This is a genomic window from Enterobacter cloacae subsp. cloacae ATCC 13047 (assembly GCF_000025565.1).
In the GTDB taxonomy this organism is placed as follows: Bacteria; Pseudomonadota; Gammaproteobacteria; order Enterobacterales; family Enterobacteriaceae; genus Enterobacter; species Enterobacter cloacae.
On the sequence record NC_014121.1, the window covers coordinates 2,776,859 to 2,796,633 of the forward strand.

17 protein-coding genes are annotated in these 19,775 nt (G+C 53.9%); 3 read left to right on the forward strand and 14 right to left on the reverse strand.

Annotation, left to right across the window (positions count from 1 at the left end):
* Positions 1-780: a tRNA uridine 5-oxyacetic acid(34) methyltransferase CmoM gene (cmoM, locus tag ECL_RS13425; RefSeq protein ID WP_013097296.1), complete on the reverse strand. Its 780-nt coding sequence runs from the start codon at positions 778-780 to the stop codon at positions 1-3.
* A 124-nt stretch (positions 781-904) separates the two neighbouring features.
* Here cmoM and elyC point away from each other — a divergent pair, with 124 nt between their 5' ends.
* Positions 905-1,684 (forward strand): envelope biogenesis factor ElyC, encoded by a 780-nt coding sequence (gene elyC / locus ECL_RS13430; RefSeq protein WP_013097297.1) that lies wholly within the window; start codon positions 905-907, stop codon positions 1,682-1,684.
* On the opposite strand, the gene ECL_RS13435 is transcribed toward elyC, so the two are convergent.
* From ECL_RS13435 to ECL_RS13495, 13 genes are all read right to left on the reverse strand, one after another.
* Positions 1,661-2,554 (reverse strand): YcbJ family phosphotransferase, encoded by an 894-nt coding sequence (locus ECL_RS13435; protein WP_013097298.1) that lies wholly within the window; start codon positions 2,552-2,554, stop codon positions 1,661-1,663. The two genes, elyC and ECL_RS13435, sit on opposite strands and share 24 nt — an antisense overlap.
* A gap of 142 nt (positions 2,555-2,696) precedes the next feature.
* Complete coding sequence (kdsB, locus tag ECL_RS13440; RefSeq protein WP_013097299.1) at positions 2,697-3,443, reverse strand: 3-deoxy-manno-octulosonate cytidylyltransferase; 747 nt, start codon at positions 3,441-3,443, stop codon at positions 2,697-2,699.
* Positions 3,440-3,622 (reverse strand): protein YcaR, encoded by a 183-nt coding sequence (gene ycaR, locus ECL_RS13445; RefSeq protein WP_013097300.1) that lies wholly within the window; start codon positions 3,620-3,622, stop codon positions 3,440-3,442. Before ycaR ends, kdsB begins: the two co-directional genes overlap by 4 nt.
* Positions 3,623-3,667: 45 nt before the next feature.
* Positions 3,668-4,897: a winged helix-turn-helix domain-containing protein gene (locus ECL_RS13450; RefSeq protein WP_013097301.1), complete on the reverse strand. Its 1,230-nt coding sequence runs from the start codon at positions 4,895-4,897 to the stop codon at positions 3,668-3,670.
* Positions 4,898-4,941: 44 nt separating this feature from the next.
* Positions 4,942-5,919, reverse strand: coding sequence for a tetraacyldisaccharide 4'-kinase (gene lpxK, locus ECL_RS13455; RefSeq protein ID WP_013097302.1), 978 nt, complete (start codon positions 5,917-5,919; stop codon positions 4,942-4,944).
* Positions 5,916-7,664, reverse strand: a complete 1,749-nt coding sequence (msbA, locus tag ECL_RS13460) for a lipid A ABC transporter ATP-binding protein/permease MsbA (RefSeq protein WP_013097303.1) — start codon at positions 7,662-7,664, stop codon at positions 5,916-5,918. The genes lpxK and msbA overlap by 4 nt, the downstream gene beginning before the upstream one ends.
* Before the next feature lie 36 nt (positions 7,665-7,700).
* Positions 7,701-9,965: a ComEC family protein gene (locus ECL_RS13465; protein ID WP_044158715.1), complete on the reverse strand. Its 2,265-nt coding sequence runs from the start codon at positions 9,963-9,965 to the stop codon at positions 7,701-7,703.
* Positions 9,966-10,179: 214 nt separating this feature from the next.
* Complete coding sequence (gene ihfB / locus ECL_RS13470) at positions 10,180-10,467, reverse strand: integration host factor subunit beta (RefSeq protein ID WP_003858233.1); 288 nt, start codon at positions 10,465-10,467, stop codon at positions 10,180-10,182.
* Between the two features lie 170 nt (positions 10,468-10,637).
* Entirely contained in the window at positions 10,638-12,311 is a 1,674-nt protein-coding gene (gene rpsA, locus ECL_RS13475; RefSeq protein ID WP_008499966.1) for a 30S ribosomal protein S1, read from the reverse strand.
* A 111-nt stretch (positions 12,312-12,422) separates the two neighbouring features.
* Positions 12,423-13,106 carry a (d)CMP kinase gene (gene cmk, locus ECL_RS13480; RefSeq protein WP_013097305.1) on the reverse strand — a complete coding sequence of 228 codons (684 nt, stop codon included), beginning with the start codon at positions 13,104-13,106 and terminating at the stop codon, positions 12,423-12,425.
* A gap of 185 nt (positions 13,107-13,291) precedes the next feature.
* The gene (aroA, locus tag ECL_RS13485) at positions 13,292-14,575 is read right to left on the reverse strand and encodes a 3-phosphoshikimate 1-carboxyvinyltransferase (protein ID WP_013097306.1); all 1,284 of its coding nucleotides are present in this window, start codon (positions 14,573-14,575) and stop codon (positions 13,292-13,294) included.
* A gap of 68 nt (positions 14,576-14,643) precedes the next feature.
* A complete protein-coding gene (gene serC / locus ECL_RS13490; RefSeq protein WP_028028021.1) occupies positions 14,644-15,732 on the reverse strand; it encodes a 3-phosphoserine/phosphohydroxythreonine transaminase in 1,089 nt (362 codons plus the stop codon).
* 162 nt (positions 15,733-15,894) lie between these two features.
* Positions 15,895-16,587 (reverse strand): DUF421 domain-containing protein, encoded by a 693-nt coding sequence (locus ECL_RS13495; RefSeq protein ID WP_013097308.1) that lies wholly within the window; start codon positions 16,585-16,587, stop codon positions 15,895-15,897.
* A gap of 127 nt (positions 16,588-16,714) precedes the next feature.
* Between ECL_RS13495 and ycaO the strand changes: the two genes are divergently transcribed.
* Positions 16,715-18,475 carry a 30S ribosomal protein S12 methylthiotransferase accessory factor YcaO gene (gene ycaO, locus ECL_RS13500; RefSeq protein ID WP_038981416.1) on the forward strand — a complete coding sequence of 587 codons (1,761 nt, stop codon included), beginning with the start codon at positions 16,715-16,717 and terminating at the stop codon, positions 18,473-18,475.
* A 406-nt stretch (positions 18,476-18,881) separates the two neighbouring features.
* The gene (gene focA / locus ECL_RS13505; RefSeq protein ID WP_013097310.1) at positions 18,882-19,739 is read left to right on the forward strand and encodes a formate transporter FocA; all 858 of its coding nucleotides are present in this window, start codon (positions 18,882-18,884) and stop codon (positions 19,737-19,739) included.
* Positions 19,740-19,775 lie beyond the last annotated feature (36 nt).

A 19,775-nucleotide genomic window follows, 5' to 3' on the forward strand; every position in this document is an offset into this window, starting at 1 on the left:
TTATCCTTGCATCTGCGGCTTGTGCGCGGTGACGTGAATATAGCGGCCAAGACTGATAAACGGTTCCTGACGGCAATACCGCGTTTCTAATTCTGTTAAGGTGTCAAAACAGTCACGCTGTTTGTGTTTTTCACGCAGATAATCATGAAACACCCTGACGCCCGTCTTCCCGGTTATCTGCCAGCCAATCTCTTCCAGCCAGCCGTAAACCTGCTGGGGATCGCGCGGATAGTCCGGGGAAAGCGTGCGCTTTTTCTTTTTCGGCATTCCGACCTGAACATAGTCGAAGTTGCCCGCAACCATGTTGTGCATCAGGAAGCCGTTAGCATTGTAGAACATCAGCGACAGCGTACCGCCCGGGCGTAGCATCGACCACAGAGTTTGTAACACGCTTAACGGATCGGCTACCCATTCCAGCACCGCATGAAACAATATCAGATCAACCTGGGTTTCCAAATGCTGTGCGATGTCCTGAGCGGCGCATTGTACAAAATGCATGTTGTCGCTCACACCTTTCTCCTCTGCTGCACGCGTGGCACGCGCAACCATCTCAGCAGAAAGATCGCAAAGTGTGACGTGATGACCGCGCTCAGCCATTTTTATGGCCGTCTGCCCTTCACCGCCTCCGGCGTCAAGCACGCGCAACGTTTGACCGCCATACGTGGCCAGAATGGTGTCCAGATCCTGCCAGAGGATCGTCTGACGTAACTGCCCTTTTGTGGTGCCGTATATGTTGCGCGAAAACTTTTCCGCGATGTCATCAAAATTGCGATCCCGCATTGGGAGAGTTCCACTCGCTAACTGCAAAACCGCTATTTTGTCACACCCGCGCGGAGAATGAACCTCTCTGGTGTAATATCACGGGTATTCGCCTGCTATATGGTTAAAAAAGGAACCAAAAAGGATGCTTTTTACCCTGAAGAAATACATTGGAGGCATGATGCTTCCCCTTCCGCTACTGCTGCTCATCATCGCGCTGGGGCTGGGGCTGGTGTGGTTTAGTCGCTTTCAGAAAAGTGGCAAAACGCTGATCACCTTCGGCTGGCTGGTACTGCTGCTGCTGAGCCTGCAACCCGTCGCAGACAAACTGTTACGTCCCATCGAAAACACCTACCCGACCTGGCAGGGAAACCAGAAAGTGGAGTACATCGTGGTGCTGGGCGGCGGGTATACCTGGGATCCAAACTGGGCCCCCAGCTCTAACCTGATCAACAACAGCCTGCCGCGCCTGAACGAAGGTATTCGCCTGTGGCTGGCTAATCCGGGATCAAAAATGATCTTCACCGGCGCGCCAGCCAAAACCAACCCGGTCAGCACGGCTGAAGCCGGCGCCAGGGTGGCAGAATCCCTCGGCGTGCCGCGCTCCGCTATTATCACGCTGGACAGTCCGAAAGATACCGAAGAAGAAGCCGCGGCGGTGAAACAGGCTATTGGCGATGTTCCGTTCTTACTGGTTACATCTGCTTCGCATCTGCCAAGGGCAATGATTTTCTTCGAAAAACAAGGACTGCACCCGCTTCCCGCGCCGGCGAACCAGATGGCCATTAACGCCCCGCTAAACCCATGGGAACGGGTGATCCCGTCCCCGATGTGGTTGATGCATAGCGATCGCGTCGGCTATGAGACGCTGGGACGCATCTGGCAGTGGCTGAAAGGCTCCTCAGGCGAGCCAGGGCAGGAGTGATTTTGTCGCAAGGTCAAAGTTGGCGCGGTTGAAACGTCCGGTATTCACCAGCTGCGCCACTTCATCCCACAATAAATAAAGCCAGCGCCGCCAGAGAAACGCCTCCGCAACGGGCGCGCGCTGCAGATAGTGCCACAGCAAGCCTTCAGCGGCCGCGCTATCGCTGAGCCTGAACAGGTCATACTCGCGTGGAGCCCACAGCATGACCCCTGGCCCCAGCATCGCCAGAAGCTGATCGCTACGAGAATCTTTAAGCATGCTACGCAGGGTAAAATTACCGTGTATCAACACGCAGTTGTCGTTAAAGCCCTCAAACAGCGCCGGTAAACACTCCCGGGTGCGGAACAGGATACGTTTATCCTGCATGGTCAAGCCGGTGTTGTTGAACTGATTAAGCGTTCCCCACAGCACCTCCACCCGCTGGCGATACCACAGCGGCCAAAGATTTTCCTGAGTGCTGTCGACGGGTCCCACAAGACCACGGCTATCCTGCCGGTGCCAGGCCAGCAGAGCCTCCACAATCTGGTCTTTCAGCTGTTCCCAGCGCTCCGGTGTACGCGCCGGGGCTTCAACGGATACTCCGCGTAAACGCTCAATCAGCAGAACATCCGGACCGGGGTGCTCTTCATGCGTCATCACTCCGTAAACCGTCGGCATACGCACGGTTCCTTGCCGCGCGAGCATTGAAATTTTCCAGGCGAGCTGCCTGGCCACACCCGGCGAGGTAAAGCTTCGGGCCATCAGCGGCATTGGGTTTCCCTGACTGTCGTACAACGACCAGAGCGCGGTATCTGCCTTTTCACTTACACATTCCACCCGGCTTAACTTCTCGCCAAGCAGGTGACTCAGTTCGGCACGCAGCTGTTCCATATGAGATTACCCCCATTAAGACTACTGCTTTTATAATGAGCGCGCAGGACGCAGATGTCACCCTGCGGAGATCAATTATGGAAAAGATAAGAGAAAATAAACGGCGGAGTGCATCCCTCCCAAAAGAGGGATGCCGCAAGGATTAACGCAATTCAGCGCGAACGCGCTCAAGATCTTCTGGGGTGTCTACGCCTGTACCAGGCACCTCTTCGGCGACGGCAACGTGGATCTTTTCGCCGTACCAGAGCACACGAAGCTGTTCCAGCATTTCAATATGCTCCAGCGGACTCGGTGTCCAGGTTACATACCGGCGAATAAAGCCAGCGCGATAGCCGTAGATGCCAATATGGCGCAGGAAGGTATCGCCAATGGTCTCTTTGGACACCGCAAAGCGATCGCGATCCCACGGGATGGTGGCACGGGAGAAATAAAGCGCATAGCCCTCCGCATCCGTCACAACCTTCACCGCGTTCGGGTTGAACGCTTCTTCCGCGTGGTGGATAGGTACCGCGAGAGTTGCCATGCCAACCTGACGCTGCGCCAGGTTTTCCGCCACCTGACGAATAATCGCCGCCGGGATCATCGGTTCGTCGCCCTGCACGTTAACGATTACCGTATCGTCGCTGAATGCGCATTTCTCAACCACTTCAGCCAGACGTTCAGTACCAGACTGGTGATCGGCACGGGTCATGCATACTTCCCCGCCTGCGGCTTCAACCGCACGCGCAACATCAGGATGATCGGTGGCCACGATAATACGGTCAGCGCCGGACTCACGGGCGCGTTCAAGGACATGCACAATCATTGGCTTGCCGTTGATATCTACCAGCGGCTTACCCGGCAGACGCGTTGAGGCGTAACGGGCAGGAATAATGACGACAAAGCTCATGGTTTGCTCTCTTCAGCCACCAGGGAACGGGCTTCGTTTTCCAGCAGTACCGGAATACCGTCACGCAGCGGGAAAGCCAGGCTGTCCGGTTTGCAAATCAGCTCTTGTTTGTCCTGGCTATAGTAGAGTTTGCCGTTGCACACCGGGCAGGCAATAATTTCAAGTAAACGGTGATCCATAGTTCCTCCGTATGGGTAATCGCTAAAGCTTATCACATTCCCTTTTCAGGGCGTGCCTGTTTCCCAGCCACTTCGACAGGATGTAAAGAGTCCGTCAGGCACGCGGCCCAGCGTCACTTCGCAGGCCTTCTGCCAGCAGGCGAAATCATTGATGGCGGATGTTAACCCTTTTTCCAGGGTCGCGGTTATCCTGACGCCCTCTTCCAGATACAGCGCAATGACCTCTAGCGTGCCGGTTTTACGGTGCATTTTGGCATCCATGCGCCCTACCAGTTGTCCCTTGTGCAGCAGGGGCAAAACAAAGTAACCGTACTGGCGCTTTGGCGCGGGAGTGTAGCACTCCAGCCGGTAGCTGAAATCAAACAGCTGCTCGGCCCGTTTTCTGTCCCAGACCACCGGATCAAAAGGTGACAGCACCGCGCTATGGGTTGCCTGAAGTTTACCTGCTTCAGCTTGTGGCAGTAGCGGGAGTAAATCCACATGCAGCCACATATCGCCCAACCTCTCTACAGAGACCGGGATAACCCGCTGCTCGCGCTGCCAGTTATCCAGCAACGGTTTCAGCGTGGGCTGTCGGAGACGGTAATAATCGGCCAGCCATTGCGGACGGAAAATACCCAGACTGCGGGCGCTGTTTTCAAGCATGACGGCTTCGGCTGCCTCCTGTGTGAGCAGGTCGCGCTCGTCGTCCCAGTGAGGCATCACCCGCTGCGTCAGGTCGTACACCCGTTGAAAATTACGCCGCTCGACTACCATCACCTTGCCTGATGTAAACAACCCTTCCAGATGACGCTTGTGCGGTTTCCATTCCCACCAGCCGCTTGCCCCTTTTCGCGGATGTTCAAAATCCGCGGAACGTACTGGCCCCTTTTCCGCGATATGGGCAATGAGCTGCTCAATTTCAGCCGCATGCTCGTGCATCCACGCCTGCCGGTATTTCCAGCCCATTTTTTCCGGGGCAAGCATACGATGGCGAACCAGGGCAAAATCGCTGCGGGGCAGGAAACAGGCTTCATGTGCCCAGTATTCCATCAGCTCTCCCTTGCTGAGCGCATCATCGAGCCACTGAGGCGGATAATTGCCCAGCCGGCTGAACAGCACCAGGTAGGGGCTACGAGCCACAATGTTGATGGTGTCGATTTGCAACAACGACATGCGTTGCACGGTAGTGAGGATATCGGCAGGCTGCGCGCGGCGACGGGGCTTTTTAAGAAGTCCTTGCGCGGCAAGGTGCAAGTTACGTGCGGCTGAAAGCGAGAGTTGTGGTAAAGACATGCGTTTTCCTGTCAGTCAAAGCGCCACCAGAACCGCGTAAGCTCTTAATGCACCAACGCAATCAGTTCCTGGAGCAAGTGTTCCGGCTGCTCGCCGCTGAGTTCAGCGTCAACCGGCAGATACCACCAGTTTTCTTTCGCAAAAGCGCGGCATTTCACCGCATCTTTTTCGGTCATGATTAATGTCTGACCGGATGTTGTCAACGCGTCTACCTGCTCCGCCACCAGCGCCTGGTGATCGGCCAGCGGAACACGTTTATCAAGGCGGGCACCACACTGTTCCAGCGTTGCGAAGAAACGCGGAGGATGACCAATACCTGCCATCGCGACCAGCGCGGGTAGCCGGGAAACGGCCTGTCGTTCACCGGTCAACAGGTTAATAGCCATGCCTGGCTGGAGTTGCATCGGGATCTCCCCCGGCAGTGCCGCACCGCCGTTAACAATCACCGCATCCACGGACTTCAGGCGCGAAGCGCGTTCACGCATGGGGCCTGCAGGCAGCCACCAGCCGTTGCCAAAACGGCGGACGCCATCAATGACCACAATCTCTTTATCACGCGCCAGCGCGTAATGCTGCAGACCGTCATCGGTAATAATTATTTGCACGTCGTGTTCGGCAAGCAACGCCTTAACAGCATCACTACGCACCGGAGAGACTGCGACAGGCGCGCCAGTACGCTGATAAATCAATACCGGCTCATCCCCCGCCTCGGCGGTCGTCGTGTCCGGCGTCAGGAGCAGTGGATAGTGCGCCGCTTTGCCGCCGTAACCTCGCGACACCACGCCGGGGCGGATGCCGCGCTTTTGCAGTTGCTCAACCAGCCAGATGACCACCGGGGTTTTACCGTTCCCCCCTGCCGTGAGGTTGCCCACCACGACAACCGGCACCGGCGCACGCCACGCCCGCTTTAGCCCCAGACGGTAAAGCAGACGAATAATGCCGCTCACCAGACCATACAGCCAGGAGAGCGGCAGAAGCAGCAGCCATAGCGGGGACTCACCGGACCAGATACGGGCAATCATTCGCCGAACTGCATCTTATGGAGCTGAGCGTAAACACCACGCTGTGCCAGTAAATCGGTATGGCTACCGCGTTCTACAATGACCCCATCCTCCACAACGACGATTTCGTCTGCCTGTTCAATCGTTGACAGGCGGTGCGCAATCACCAGTGATGTACGGTTCTTTTGCAGTTCATCTAGCGCAGACTGAATTGCACGTTCAGATTCTGTATCCAAAGCAGAGGTTGCTTCGTCAAGGATCAGAATAGGGCTGTTACGCAGCAGTGCACGGGCGATGGCGATACGCTGGCGTTGACCACCGGAGAGCAGAACCCCATTCTCACCGATGATGGTATCCAGGCCGTTGTCCATCTTGTTAATAAAGTCCATGGCATAGGCCATACGAGCGGCTTCTTCAATCTGCTCGCGGCTGTACTCTTCAGTGCGCGCATAGGCAATGTTGTTCGCAACAGTATCGTTGAACAGATGCACGTTCTGAGACACCAGCGCAACCTGGTTACGCAGCGACTGCAGGGTGTATTCCCGCAGGTCGTGACCGTCTAACAAAATTTCACCCTGATCGATGTCGTAGAAACGGGTAATCAGGCTGGCAATCGTCGATTTACCCGAACCAGAACGGCCAACCAGCGCAACGGTTTTGCCTGCCGGAATGGTCAGGTTGATGTTACGTAATGCTGGAACTTCACGGCCAGGGTAAGTGAAGGTCACGTTGCGGAATTCGACATCGCCCTTTGCGCGCTCAATGACGCGAGTACCTTCGTCTTTCTCTTGCTCAGAATCCAGGATGCTGAACAGCGTCTGGCATGCTGCCATCCCGCGCTGGAACTGGGCGTTAACGTTGGTCAGCGACTTCAGCGGACGCATCAGCGCAATCATGGAAGAGAACACAACGGTGATGGTTCCCGCCGTCAGCGTTTCCATTACGCTCGGGAAGCTTGCCGCATACAGGACGAATGCCAGAGCCAGAGAGGCAATCAGCTGAATAATGGGATCAGAGATTGAAGAGGCCGAGACCATTTTCATCCCCTGCAGACGCATTTTGTTGCTGACTTTATCGAAGCGTTTTGTTTCGACCTCCTGCCCGCCGAAAATCAACACCTCTTTATGTCCTTTCAGCATCTGTTCAGCGCTGGTGGTCACCTGCCCCATCGTATTCTGCATATTCTTACTGATATTGCGAAAACGCTTTGAGACGACGCGGATCGCGACAGAAACAACCGGCGCCAGCACGATGAGGATCAGCGACAGCTGCCAGCTGTAATAGAACATCATCACGAACAGACCGATAATTGACGCACCTTCACGCACAACGGTAATCAGTGCGCTGGAGGAAGAGGATGCCACCTGTTCTGAGTCATAGGTAATACGTGACAGCAATGTACCCGTCGATTGTTTGTCAAAGAAGGCCACCGGCATGCCCATCATGTGGCTGAACAGCCGACGGCGCATTGTCATGACCACTTTTCCTGACACCCAGGAGATGCAATAACTGGAAATATAGCTGGTGATACCGCGTAAGATCATCAGTCCGATCACCACCAGAGGCATCCATAGCAACACTGAGCGATCCGTTTTACCAAAACCGTCATCCAGTAACGGTTTGAGGAGCGATAACATAAAAGTATCGCTGGCTGCGTTGAGAACTAACGCTATACCCGCCACGATTAAACCTGCTTTAAAAGGTGCAATCATCGGCCAGAGTCGGCGGAAGGTTTGCCACGTGGAGAGATCTTTGTCGTTATGCATTCAAAAAACCAGCATCTGTTGAAATAGCCGCATATTCTACCCGTTATCGACGGGCGCGCCAAACCACTGATGATACCAACGCGGTAAATATTGCTCCCGCAACCGTCGGATTTGCCAGGCATGTTGCGAAAACGTCACCGATATTTGGCCCGAATGTGGGGTATCGTGCCAGACATAGCCCTCTTTTCGATAACGCTTCACCACCTTCACTGACGGGAATCGCCACGCATTGTAACGGGCCGCAGAATCCAGCGCGATTTCGCCTCCCACCCGTTGTACCAGCGGCAACGATGAGGAGGTATTACTGCCATGGTGTGGCACCTGTATCACCGTTGACGTCAGATAACGCCAGTAATGGCTAAGCATAGCCTGTTCCGCTTGCGCTTCAATGTCCCCTGTCAGCAAAACACTCTGCTCACCGTCATCAATTTTAACCACGCAGGAGCGATTGTTACCCTGGGCAGTGGATCCAGCCGGTGGCCAGTGAACGGTCAATGTTAGCCCCTGCCATTTCCACTGCTGCCCGCGAAAGCAGGAAAGATGCTGCGCCCACCCCAGCGGGCTGCGTACCCATAAGCCGGGCCATGCCGCCTGCAGCGATGCCAGACCACCTGCATGGTCCAGGTGCTCGTGACTGAGAATAACGCCCTCTGGTTGCAGGTGATGCCAGCGTAACCACGGAATAATCAACTGCTGCGCACTGTCTCCCCCAGGCCAGCCGGGACCGGTGTCGTATAGAAGCGCTTTACCCTGCCGCTCAATAACCATTGATAGCCCCTGCCCCACATCCAGCATATGCAACGTCCAGCTATCGGTTTTCTCCGTTTGCATGAATGGGGATGCCAGCACGACAGTTCCTGTCAGACACACCGCCGGCATGCTTTTCCAGGAGCGAAAGCGCCAGCCGATAATGGCCAGCCAGGGCAGCAATGCCAGGTACTGCCAGCGCTCATCGACATCCTGCCAACCATCAGGCAGACGCTGCAACAGCCAGAACAATCCGGCCAGGGACTTATTTGCCGCAAACCATACGCCAGTCTCCAGGGAGACTAGCGGGAGCAGGTGCAGTAGCATACCGAGCAGGATCAGCGGAACCGAGATAAAGGTCACCAGCGGAACGGCAAAGAGATTGGCCACCAGCGAAGAGACGCTGAAGCCATGGAACATCAACACCTGCAAAGGCAGGAGCAGCAGCAACATCCCAACCTGCAGATTGAGTAAATTTACCAGGGGTCGCACCCGGCGAGTCCAGCGCCAGCTGGGGAGTGGCAGCCACTGATACCAGAAAATCAACGCCGCGACAGCAAACGCTGACAACGCCAGGCTTTGAGAAAGCACCGCCAGCGGATCAACGATGAGTATCGCTGCAATACAGCTACACCAGACCTGCCATGCAGACCACTGACGCGCGCCGATCCGCAGAGCGGCCAGCACCGCAAGCGCGATGACCGTGCGTAATGCTGGCGGCTGCAAACCCGTCAGCCATGCGTAGAAGGCCGCAAAAAACAGTCCCGCAAGCAGTGGCATCTGCCAGCGGATCCACTGACACGGCAGTAAAAACTGTAAACCCCTGGCAAGCAACCAGACGATGGAGGCCGCCAGCGCAATGTGCAAACCCGAGATCGCCATCAGATGCGACGTGCCGGTTTCACGCATCAGTGTTTTTATTTCCCGGGGCACATCCAGGCGCTCGCCCATCCCCAGCCCCAGGATCACCGCTCCCCATCGATAGGCTGAAAGGGTGTCGTGCAGCGATGACAGATAGCGGGCACGCAAGCTGCAGCGTTCATCAATGATTTCTGCCCGTGTAAAACGTCCGCTTAACGTTTGATGCCGGGCAAAAGCATTTCGCTGAGGATCATATCCCCCGTCGTTCAGTTCACCGTGTACAGGCCTGAGCCTGAGCGTCATGGCCCAGCGCTGACCCGCGCAGGCCTTTTGCGGCAGGTAATTGCCATACAACACTATGCCCGTCGATGCCCACCAGCGTTTGCCATTAAGTGCAACGAGTTTCCCCTGATGGACTGTTGCGCCATCGGTGGCGGTGATCTCTACCTCAGCCTTGACTGCACCGGTGGTTAGATGCTGCATCGGCCAGACGCTTTCCTGCGCTGCCAGAATGCCCCACGCGCAAAATAACAACCCCATACCGATACACTTCAGACTGAAGCTTCGCTGTAAGCCCAGCACCAACCCACCGGCAACCATGATCCATACAGTATGCCGTGCAGGTAGTTCAGGTAACCAGAGTAGCGGCACTATCGCCAGAATGGCGCACAGACTTAGTGTGGGAATTCCCATTACGACCTCCCTGTTTCAGGGCGGCAGTATGTAAGAAGAGGGAGAGAGGCGTCAGTTGAATAAAATGCAGGTTACAGCGCGCGCTGCACTGTTTTTGTCGGTTTGCAGAAAACGACACGGGGATTGCGGCACGGCTTCAGAATAAAAACGATAAGTACAAAAAAAGCACCCGGAGGTGCTTTCTTTTGAACCCAGTTTAACCTGATGGCTAAACTCAGTTGCCGTAAATATTGGCGCGATCGCGCAGTTCTTTACCCGGCTTAAAGTGTGGAACGTACTTACCTTCCAGCTCGACTTTATCACCAGTCTTCGGGTTACGCCCGGTACGTGGAGCACGATAGTGCAGAGAAAAACTACCGAAACCGCGGATTTCAATGCGCTCGCCCTGGGCAAGAGTGGTGGCCATATGCTCCAGCATCTCTTTTACGGCATCTTCCACTGCTTTAGCTGGGATATGCGGTTGCTGACTGGCAAGTCTTTCAATCAATTCTGACTTGGTCATGATTCCTCCGGTTCCTTTCAAACCAATTAGCTGAACAGCTCATTAAACAAGGGCGGCCGTAGCCGCCCTTTGTTATTGATTACAGGACGAATCCTGCAATCTGTCAAGTTTGCTCCTCATCCTTCGCGCGATAAATGCGTTACCGCTCAAAGGATGCTGAGGACTTGATATTACTCGCCTTTAGCTGCTTTGAAAGCTTCAGCCATTGCGTTGTTAGAGAAGTTTGCATCTTCCTGTTTGTTAACAGTAGCGATTGCATCTTTCTCGTCAGCTTCGTCTTTCGCACGAACAGACAGGCTGATTGCACGGTTCTTACGGTCAACACCGGTGAACTTAGCTTCAACATCGTCGCCAACGTTCAGAACCAGAGTGGCATCTTCAACGCGGTCACGTGAAGCTTCAGAAGCGCGCAGGTAACCTTCAACGCCGTCAGCCAGTTCTACGGTTGCGCCTTTAGCGTCAACTGCAGTCACTTTACCGTTTACGATTGCGCCTTTCTTGTTCAGTGCAACCCAGTTGTTGAACGGATCTTCTGCGAGCTGTTTAACGCCCAGAGAGATACGCTCACGCTCTGCGTCAACCTGCAGAACAACTGCTGCGATTTCGTCGCCTTTTTTGTATTCACGAACTGCTTCTTCGCCTGCAACGTTCCAGGAGATGTCAGACAGGTGAACCAGGCCGTCGATGCCGCCGTCCAGGCCGATGAAGATACCGAAGTCAGTGATAGACTTGATTTTACCTTCAACACGGTCGCCCTTGTTGTGGGTTTCCGCGAACTGCTGCCATGGGTTGTTTTTGCACTGCTTCAGGCCCAGGGAGATACGACGACGTTCTTCGTCGATATCCAGAACCATAACTTCCACTACGTCACCAACGTTAACAACTTTGGATGGGTGGATGTTTTTGTTGGTCCAGTCCATTTCGGAAACGTGTACCAGACCTTCAACGCCTTCTTCGATTTCAACGAAGCAGCCGTAGTCAGTCAGGTTGGTCACGCGGCCAGTCAGTTTGGTACCTTCTGGGTAACGCTTAGCGATAGCTACCCATGGATCTTCGCCCAGCTGTTTCAGGCCGAGGGATACACGAGTACGCTCGCGGTCGAACTTCAGCACTTTAACAGTGATTTCGTCGCCCACGTTCACGATTTCGCTTGGGTGCTTAACGCGTTTCCACGCCATGTCGGTGATGTGCAGCAGGCCATCAACGCCGCCCAGGTCAACGAATGCGCCGTAGTCAGTGAGGTTCTTAACGATACCTTTGACTTCCATGCCTTCCTGCAGGTTTTCCAGCAGCTGATCGCGTTCTGCGCTGTTTTCGGATTCGATAACGGCACGACGGGAAACAACAACGTTGTTACGCTTCTGGTCCAGCTTGATTACTTTGAACTCAAGCTCTTTGCCTTCGAGGTGCAGGGTGTCACGGACTGGACGAACGTCTACCAGAGAACCTGGCAGGAACGCACGAATACCATTCAGCTCAACAGTGAAGCCACCTTTAACTTTGCCGTTGATAACACCGACCACAGTTTCAGCTTCTTCGTAAGCTTTCTCCAGCGTGATCCATGCTTCGTGACGTTTAGCTTTTTCACGAGACAGCAGGGTTTCGCCGAAGCCGTCTTCTACTGCGTCCAGAGCAACGTCAACTTCGTCACCTACCTGGATTTCCAGCTCGCCCTGGGCGTTTTTGAACTGCTCTGCCGGAATGGCGGACTCAGATTTCAGACCGGCGTCAACCAGTACTACGTCTTTGTCGATAGCAACAACAACACCGCGAACGATGGAACCCGGACGGGTTTCGATTTCTTTTAAGGATTCTTCAAACAGTTGAGCAAAAGATTCAGTCATGTTTAATCTTCAGGTTAATATTAACGTCCACCTGGCTCCGTGCCGGATGGGGTTGTTTCACATACCCGCCGTCAATCCATTGCAGCGGGGGTACTGCTAAATCGGTCGCAATTACGCGAGTGCCAGTTTTTGGCGCGCATATTGTAGCGCTTTTTCAATCACTTGCTCAATAGTTAAACTGGTGGAATCCAGAACTAATGCATCTTCTGCAGGAACAAGTGGGGCGACGGCGCGGTTACGGTCGCGGTCATCGCGCTCTTTTATCTCGGATAAAAGGCGATCAAAGTTAACACTAAACCCCTTCTCCTGCAACTGAAGCATGCGGCGTTGAGCCCGTTCTTCCGAGGAGGCGTCAAGGAAAATTTTCACTGGCGCATCAGGGAATACCACCGTCCCCATATCTCGCCCGTCAGCGATCAGGCCGGGTGCTTCACGGAAAGCACGCTGACGGCGTAACAGGGCCTCACGAACGCGCGGGAAAGCCGCCACCTGAGAGGCCGCGTTAGCAACCTCCTGCGTACGAATTTCGCCGCTCACATCTTCCCCTTCCAGGATCACTTCGAGGTTGCCATCGGTCGAGACAAAACGCACATCCAGATGCGCAGCCAGCGGAACCAGCGCCTCTTCAGACGCAACATCCACATGGTGATGCAGCGCTGCCAGCGCCAGCACGCGATAGATAGCTCCCGAATCTAAAAGATGCCATTGCAATGCTTCCGCCATCGCCTTGCACAGAGTTCCTTTCCCTGCGCCACTAGGCCCATCAATGGTGATTACCGGGGCAACTGCCGTCATCTTTTTCTCCTTAATAAAGGCATACCGTTAACATGAACGCCGCGCATTATACGCGCCAACGTGCGCAACTGTTACCTTTGCGTGCAAATTACGGAATTAATGAAGCAGAGTGTAGAAGAAATGTGCGGGAACAAACGTCAGAAAACGTAAGGAAATGCCGCATCGGGTGATGCGGCATCTTGTCATCAGGCCAGTGTACTGATGCGGGCCAGCTGTTCGAAATAGTCCGGGAAGGTTTTCGCCGTACATTTCGGATCGAGGATTGTGACAGGTGTATCGGACAAGGCCACCAGCGAGAAGCACATCGCCATACGGTGATCGTTGTAAGTTCCGATTTCCGCGAACTGCAGTTTTGCCGGAGGCGTTACGCGAATGTAGTCTTCGCCCTCTTCCACTTCGGCGCCTACTTTACGCAACTCGGTAGCCATCGCGAACAGACGGTCGGTTTCTTTCACGCGCCAGTTGTAGATGTTACGCAGCGTCGTGGTACCTTTTGCAAAGAGCGCAGCGGTGGCAATGGTCATTGCCGCGTCAGGAATGTGGTTCATGTCCATATCGATGGCGTTGAGTTCACCACGTGTACAGGCGATGAAATCCTCCCCCCAAGTCACCACCGCACCCATTTTCTCCAGCACATCAGCAAAACGAATATCGCCCTGCACGCTGTTACGGCCAATACCGGTCACTTTCACCGTACCGCCTTTAATAGCACCTGCCGCCAGGAAGTAAGACGCAGATGAGGCGTCACCTTCAACCAGATAGTTACCCGGAGACTGATACTGCTGCGCACCGCGAACCACGAAGCGCTGATACGCCTGGTTTTCCACCTCCACACCAAAGGTTTTCATCAGATGCAGGGTGATATCAATGTACGGCTTAGACACCAGGTCGCCCTTGATGGTGATGACCGTATCCTGCGGTGCCAGCGGTGCAGTCATCAGCAGTGCCGTCAGGAACTGGCTGGAGACGCTGCCGTCCACCTCGACGTTGCCGCCGGTAAAGCCACCGCGAAGGCGCAGTGGTGGGTAATTTTCTTGCTCCAGATAGTCAATCTGGGCACCGCCCTGACGAAGGGCATCCACCAGATGGCCGATCGGACGCTCTTTCATGCGCGGTTCGCCGGTGAGAACAATATTGTTGCTGCCCAGGCACAGAGCTGCCGCCAGTGGGCGCATGGCGGTTCCCGCGTTACCCAGAAACAGTTCCAGTTCCTCGGCTGAACGTAGCGCACCGCCATTCCCCGTCACTTCACAGCGGGTACGGTCGTCAGACAGCGTGTAGTGAACTCCCAACGCTTTCAGCGCATTGAGCATATGGCGCACGTCATCGCTGTCCAGCAGGTTCGTGAGGACGGTGGTGCCGTTTGCCAGAGCTGCCAGCAACAGAGCGCGGTTCGAGACACTTTTTGAACCAGGCAGATTGATGGTGCCATCTACCCGCGCGATAGGTTGTAACGTCAGGGATTCCATGAAACTTAACTCTCAACTCAACATAATAAAAACCCCGCAGCAGGGCTACGGGGGTGAAAACAGCGCAATCAACCGTGGCGACGTTCGAAGTCAATCATGAAATCGGTCAGGGCTTTAACGCCTTCCAGCGGCATGGCGTTATAGATGGAGGCGCGCATGCCGCCTACCACACGGTGACCTTTCAGCGCATGAAGACCTGCGGCGAAGGACTCTTCCAGGAAAACTTTATCCAGGTTGCTGTCCGCCAGCTGGAACGGCACGTTCATGCGGGAACGGTTGGCTTTCGCCACATCGTTACGATAGAAATCACTCTTATCAATGACGCCGTACAGCAGTTCAGCTTTCTGCTGATTGATCTTGTCCATCTGCGCCACGCCGCCGTTTTGCTTCAGCCATTTAAAGACCAGGCCGGAGAGATACCAGGCAAACGTCGGTGGGGTGTTGAACATGGAGTCGTTATCGTTCAGCACAGTGTAATCAAGAATCGACGGGCAGGATTTATGCGCTTTGCCCAGCAGATCGTCACGTACGATGACGATAGTCAGGCCTGCAGGGCCGATATTTTTCTGCGCACCCGCATAGATGACACCGTAGCGGCTGACGTCAATCGGAGCAGAGAGAATGGTGGAGGAGAAGTCAGCGGCAACCACCACATCTTTACCGAAGTTCGGCGTCTCGTCGATGGCAATCCCGTCAATGGTTTCGTTCGGGCAGTAGTGCAGATACGCGGCGTTGTCAGAGAGCTGCCACTCGCTCATTGGCTTAACGGCACGCAGGCCATCAACGGTCACTTTGGCGTCGATAACGTTTGGCGTGCAATACTTATGCGCCTCTTTCACCGCGCTGGCAGCCCAGTAGCCAGCGTCTACATAGTCTGCCGTGGTTTTGTCACCCAGAATATTCAGCGGTACGCCAGCAAACTGGCCGCGCCCACCACCATGGCAGAACAATACTTTGTAGTTCGAGGGAATGTTCAGCAGATCGCGAAAATCCTTTTCTGCCTCTTCCGCCACCTGAATAAACTCTTTACCTCGGTGGCTGATTTCCATCACCGACGTACCCAGACCGTTCCAGTCACAAAGTTCCTGTTGAGCCTGTTTAAGCACGTCTGCCGGTAACATTGCCGGACCTGAACTGAAATTAAAGACTTGAGCCATTTCCCCTCACCACGCTAAAAGCCATAAGTTATAACTGTGGATATCGGTTTTATCATTCAGTGACACGCGCCGCAATGTCTAAAACTTATGACCGGTGAAATGTGCCCTTCGTCACACAATACAATCTGTCGCCTCGCTGTCACAAAACCGACAAAATGGCTGTCAGACAAGGCGTTTGGCCCGGCTAACCTTCGACCATTCCGGATTTGTACAGCGGGGACATAATTGATGATCGCCCACGTGCATGGCAACGACATGGCTACATCTTACACAGGCATATTCGCCGGATTCCGGTACCGTTTTAAACCGCTCGATCAACATATCCGGCAGAATACAGAGCCCTGGCTTAACCTCGTCGTCAGGATAGTAATACACGCTGATTTGCCCATTCGTTTCCATTATCGCCAGACGCACTTGCCCAAGCTGCTCCACGCTGTTCAGCCGCAGCTCCATAAAGAACTCAAATTCGGTCATATTGGCGCTTTGGACATTTTCCCAGGCCAGCTGTCCGTTCTCAACGATAACGACGGGTTTCCCTTCAAGCATGTCTTCCAGCTTTTCGCTTTTCGACATCAGCCACATGACCAGCCGGTAAAGCAGCGCCAGCGTGACGAAGACAATAAACACCGGCACCATTGGCACATCATCGTAAAAAGCGACATCCCCCGCCGCTGAACCCAGCGTCAGAATGATCAGCACCTCAAACAGCGACATCTGCCGTACGCCACGCCGACCGGTGATTTTAAGAAACAGGAAGACCAGGACGAAGGTATACAGACTACGCAGCGCCACTTCGCCTAAAAATTCGGGTGGGACTTTATCAAACGCCATCCTTTGCAGATCGAATGCTTTCATTTTTTTATGCCTTAACAGTCAGTTACTGACAGTAAGCATAGCCCAGTCTTTTATTTTCGCCGGAGATAGCACCCGTCACGCAAAACCCGTATCATTGCGCGCTTTACGTACGATAAAAGTGAACGCCATGACTCAAACGTTTATCCCCGGCAAAGACGCCGCCCTGGAAGATTCCATCGCTCGCTTCCAGCAGAAACTGACCGACCTGGGCTTTAATATCGAAGAAGCCTCCTGGCTTAATCCAGTGCCTCACGTCTGGTCCGTGCATATTCGCGATAAAGACTGTGCACTGTGCTTTACCAACGGTAAAGGCGCGACGAAAAAAGCGGCGCTGGCTTCTGCGCTGGGTGAGTATTTTGAACGTCTGTCGACCAACTACTTCTTCGCCGATTTCTGGCTGGGTGAAACCATCGCTAACGGCCCGTTCGTTCACTATCCCAATGAAAAATGGTTCCCGCTGACCGAAGACGATGAATTGCCGGAAGGCATTCTGGATGCGCGTCTGCGTGCGTTCTACGATCCGGAAAATGAACTGACCGCCAGCATGCTGATCGATCTGCAGTCGGGTAATGAAGAGCGTGGTATCTGCGCCCTGCCGTTCACCCGTCAGTCTGATGAACAGACCGTGTACATCCCGATGAACATTGTCGGTAACCTGTATGTCTCTAACGGCATGTCCGCCGGTAATACCCGCAATGAAGCGCGTGTGCAGGGGCTGTCAGAAGTGTTTGAGCGCCACATTAAAAACCGCATCATTGCTGAATCCATCAGTCTGCCTGAAATTCCGGCCGACGTGCTGGCGCGCTATCCGGGCGTGGTGGAATCCATTGCTAAGCTGGAGGCAGAAGGCTTCCCTATCTTTGCGTATGATGGCTCGCTGGGCGGTAAATACCCGGTTATCTGCGTTGTGCTGTTTAACCCGACGAACGGCACCTGCTTCGCCTCCTTCGGCGCGCATCCTGACTTCGGCGTGGCGCTGGAGCGTACCGTCACCGAGCTGCTGCAGGGCCGTAGCCTGAAAGATCTCGATGTATTTACTCCACCAACCTTTGACGACGAAGAAGTGGCCGAGCATACCAACCTCGAAACCCACTTCATCGACTCCAGCGGTTTGATCTCCTGGGATATGTTCAAGCAGGACGCAGACTATCCATTCGTCGACTGGAGCTTTGCCGGTACGACCGAAGAAGAGTTCGCTACCCTGATGGCCATCTTCAACGCGGAAGATAAAGAAGTCTACATTGCTGACTACGAACACCTGGGTGTTTACGCCTGCCGTATTCTGGTGCCGGGCATGTCCGATATCTATCCGGCTGAAGATCTGTGGCTGGCAAACAACAGCATGGGTGCGCACCTGCGTGAAACGCTGCTGGCCCTGCCGGGCAGCGAGTGGGAAAAAGAGGATTATCTGAACCTGATCGCCCAGCTGGACGACGAAGGCCATGATGACTTCACGCGCGTACGTGAACTGCTGGGTCTGGCTACCGGTAAAGACAACGGCTGGTATACCCTGCGCATCGGCGAGCTGAAAGCGATGCTGGCGCTGGCTGGCGGCGATCTGGATCAGGCCCTGGCCTGGACCGAGTGGACCATGGAATTCAACCAGTCAGTGTTCTCTGCCGAGCGCACCAACTACTACCGCTGCCTGCAAACCCTCCTGCTTCTTGCGCAGGAAGAGGATCGTGAGCCACTGCAGTACCTGAACGCTTTCGTGCGCATGTACGGTGCAGAGGCGGTAGAAGCCGCCAGCGCGGCCCTGAGCGGCGAAGCGCCATTCTACGGACTGCAGGCGGTAGACAGCGATCTGAAAGCCTTCCCTGCGCATCAGTCGCTGTTGAAGGCCTATGAAAAACTGCAGAAAGCAAAAGCCGCTTATTGGTCAAAATAAGCGCATATAACATTATCAGCAGTAGGCGTATTTAATCGTCTGGGCTATATTACGGGGCAATTTCATTGCCCCGTTTTTTATTTTTTTCGGCAATGAACGTTGAATGTAATAATAAAGTTAAATATGGGTAAATATAATAATATTTACCTGGGCTTTACTGTTACTTTTTATGGCAAATACTCCATATTAATTAACTGTTTCAGAGGTGGCCGACCGAAAAAATTCAACTCTTTTCATAACTTTTAAAATTTATTTTTATACGGATAATCAAAAACTTACACCGCATTTGTCGTAAAACCATACACACTGCGGGCCTATAAGCCAGGCGAGATATGATCTATATCAATTTCTCTTCTATAATGCTTTGTTAGTATCTCGTCGCCGACTTAATAAAGAGAGAGTTAGTGTGAAAGCTGACAACCCTTTTGATCTTTTACTCCCTGCTGCGATGGCCAAAGTGGCCGAAGAAGCAGGTGTCTATAAAGCAACGAAACACCCGATGAAGACGTTCTATCTGGCGATCACGGCCGGTGTGTTCATCTCTATCGCGTTCGTCTTCTACATCACTGCCACCACCGGTACTGCCGCGATGCCTTACGGCATGGCCAAACTGATTGGCGGCATTTGCTTCTCACTGGGTCTGATTCTGTGCGTTATCTGCGGCGCCGACCTCTTCACCTCAACGGTGCTGATTGTCGTAGCAAAAGCCAGCGGAAGAATTACCTGGGGTCAACTGGCGCGCAACTGGCTTAACGTCTATGTTGGTAACCTGATTGGCTGTCTGCTCTTTGTTTTGTTGATGTGGCTCTCTGGCGAGTATATGACCGCCAACGGTGGCTGGGGACTGAACGTCCTGCAGACCGCAGACCACAAAATGCACCACACATTTATCGAAGCGGTTGCACTTGGCATCCTCGCGAACCTGATGGTCTGTCTGGCGGTATGGATGAGTTACTCCGGCCGTAGCCTGATGGACAAAGCCATGATTATGGTTCTGCCGGTTGCGATGTTTGTTGCCAGCGGCTTCGAGCACAGTATCGCGAACATGTTTATGATCCCAATGGGTATTGTAATCCGCAACTTTGCGAGCCCGGAGTTCTGGACTGCAGTTGGTTCAACCCCGGAAAGTTTCTCTCACCTGACTATTATGAATTTCATTACTGATAACCTGATCCCTGTCACTATCGGGAACATTATCGGTGGGGGTCTGTTAGTTGGGTTGACATACTGGGTCATTTACCTGCGTGGCGACGATCATCATTGATGGTTATCTCAGGCAGTAAATAAAAAATCCACTTAA